The sequence below is a fragment of the Candidatus Paracaedimonas acanthamoebae genome (genome assembly GCA_017307065.1).
GTDB lineage: Bacteria > Pseudomonadota > Alphaproteobacteria > Caedimonadales > Caedimonadaceae > Paracaedimonas > Paracaedimonas acanthamoebae_A.
This window is the reverse complement of the sequence record JAFKGL010000049.1, coordinates 1-2,929: the sequence shown is the minus strand read 5'-3', so window position 1 is coordinate 2,929 and position 2,929 is coordinate 1. Positions and strand designations below refer to the sequence as shown.

1 protein-coding gene is annotated in these 2,929 nt (G+C 35.8%); it reads right to left on the bottom strand.

The window, feature by feature from the left end; genetic code table 11:
• The coding region (locus J0H12_07655; protein MBN9413773.1) for an amino acid adenylation domain-containing protein at nucleotides 1-2,929 on the bottom strand (2,929 nt) is incomplete at both ends.

Here is a 2,929-nt window from a genome sequence, read left to right as displayed (position 1 = left end):
TGATTTGCTTTTTCATTCAGTTGATAATAAGTAAGTTCTTGGTCTTCAAAGATGATCGCTATATTATGGGGTGTTTGTTGGACTTGTTCTTCAAAAAGTTGATGAATAGTTTTATCTTTTGGATATTCAACATTTGTATCATTCCACTCATAAAGAAGCTTTTTTTTCTCTTCTTGACTCAGAAGGTCAATGTCTGAAATCTTTACATAAGGACAATATACAACAGTTTGAAGTATTGTTTCAAATTGCCGTATAAAATTCTGAATGAAAGTTTTGTCAAAAAGATCGGTGTTATATTCTATTCGGCCTATGATGCCTTCCGGCCTTTCATCTATTTCCATTGTTAAAGGGAACTTTGCTGTATCCGTATGAATTTCTAATTGACTTAACTCCCAATCAAGATCATTTTTATCCAGAGAAGGTTCAAGGACAAATGCTGCAGTTAAGGGTAATCTATCGTCCTGATTTTTCCGTATTAACTCCGATACTTTTTGTAAGGGTAATTCTTGATGCTCATAGACATCTAAAGCATTTTGATTAACTTTTGTGAGAAGTTCAGAAAAAGTAGGATTCCCAGAAAGATCATTACGAAAAATGACGCTGTTTAAAAGATTGCCAACCAGGGTATCTAAAAATGATTGATTCCGACCAGAAACAGCACTCACAATAGCTAAATCAGTTTGTCCTGTGATTTTGTAAAGGAGCACTTTGAAAACTGTGAGTAAGATTACAAAACGACTCACACCATGGTGATAGCTTAAATCAAATAATTTTTTACTTAAATCTTTGTCTAAGGCTAAAATTTCCCTTCTACCTTGAAACTCTATTGGAGTTTTCCCAAAAGAAACATCCTGAACACCCTGTAATAAGTTTTTCCAAAATTGGCTATCTTTAGAATAATCAACTATTCTTTTTTGATTCCACAAAGCATAATCTGTATATTGAAAATCAATCTTAGGCAAGTAAGGGAGTGTCTTATTTGAAAAAGCTTTATAGCAGTCTATTAGCTCAGGGAACAAAGTTTTATAGAGAGAAAAACCATCAATCACGATATGATGAGCAACAATACAAAGCTTGTAAAGAATATTATTTAACTTTATTAGCTTAAACTTTATAGGAGATCCGTTTTCAAGATCAAAGGATTTTTTTGCTTCCAACGTGGCTATTCTATAGGCTTCTTCTAAGCATGTTTTTGGATCTTTTATAGATGAAAGGTCTACAGATTGAAGATCAAAAAACTGATAGGGAGAAATGGATTGTACTGGAAGGCCTTGAAAGAGATAAATGCGTGTTCTTAAGATTTCATGACGTTTTACTATTTCATTCACACTCTTTTCAAGACAAGCATGGGAAATAGACATCGGCATCGTAATAGTGAATGGTTCATTATAGATAACGTTACCTTGGGCTTCCTGTAAATGGAGCCATATTTGCTCCTGGCTCGATGTAAGGGGAATATTTATTTTGTCTCCGACAAAAGTAGTAGGTTTTTGAAGACTAAATTCGACTTTTGGAAGAGACTCTACTTTTTTTGCTATTGCAAGGATTGTCTTATTCTTTAAAACATCTCCTACAGTGAGATTTACATTAAAGTATTTATTTACCTTTGTAACAATCTTTGCTGCCAGCAAAGAGTGACCACCAAGTGCAAAAAAATCACTGTGCACCCCAATCTTTTTAACTCTTAGTATTTCTTCCCAAATGTTAATCAGTACTTTTTCAATTTCTGTTTGAGGTTCAACATATTTTCCGATGTTCCGGTGTAGAGGTTTAGGCAATACCTTCTTGTCTATTTTGCCATTAGGGGTAAGAGGGAAAGAATCAAGAGTCACAAATGCAGAGGGCAGCATATAGCCCGGTAGTTTTTCTTCCAAGAAAGCCCCAAGTACCTCTGGATTAATACCAGAATCCTCTTCCAGAATTGTATAGGCTGCAAGCCTCTTATCGCCAGGTTCATCCTCTCTTAAAATCACAATAGCGTTTTTTACTTTTGGGTGTTGCTTGAGGAGAGTCTCTATTTCCCCCAGCTCAATACGAAATCCCCTGAGCTTTACTTGATTATCCATGCGCCCAATATATTCGATACTACCATCTTCCAGCCAACGGCAGAGATCTCCTGTTTTATAGATCCTTGTGTTTCGTCCTTCTTTCCTCTCCTGTTCGGTAGCAAAGGGATTTTCAATAAATTTTTTTGCCGTAAGTTCAGGTTGGTTAAGATATCCCCTGGCGAGCCCATCCCCTCCAATATAAAGTTCCCCAATGATACCTACAGGAAGGGTATTATAATTACTGTCAAGAATGTAGACCTTGGTATTAGAGAGGGGACGCCCTATAGGAACTGTATTTCCATAGGAAGTGATCTTCTCAACCTCGTAGGCTGTCGTAAATGTTGTGCTCTCAGTGGGACCATAAACATGGGTTAATTGTTTAGGAGCACCCTCTTGGAGAGCCAGATTTACTATCTCAGGATTGACAAGTTCACCTCCAAATAACACAAATCTAAGATTCTTAAAGATACTTGGTTTTTCATGGACCAGTCTATTAAACAAAGCCGTAGTTATGAATAAGCCATCGACCTTTTGATTACTTAAAAAATTACTAAAATTTTGTGCAGAAAAAATGATATTTTGGGGAATAAATATTAATTTGGCTCCATTGAGCAAAGATCCCCAAATTTCAAAAGTTGCTGCATCAAAAGCAGCATTAGCTAATTGGGCTAAGATAAAAGAAGATTTAATTGTAACGTAATTCTGGTTAAAGATAAGTCTGTTAACGCTCTTATGTTCTATCAATACGCCTTTAGGTTTACCTGTAGAACCTGAAGTATAAATGACATAAGCAAGATTATGAGGCTTAGATTGAGGGGAAAGATTAGTGGAAGGTTCAGTTGAAAGATTTTTCCATGGTGATGATGAAGAGCTAGAAAGTC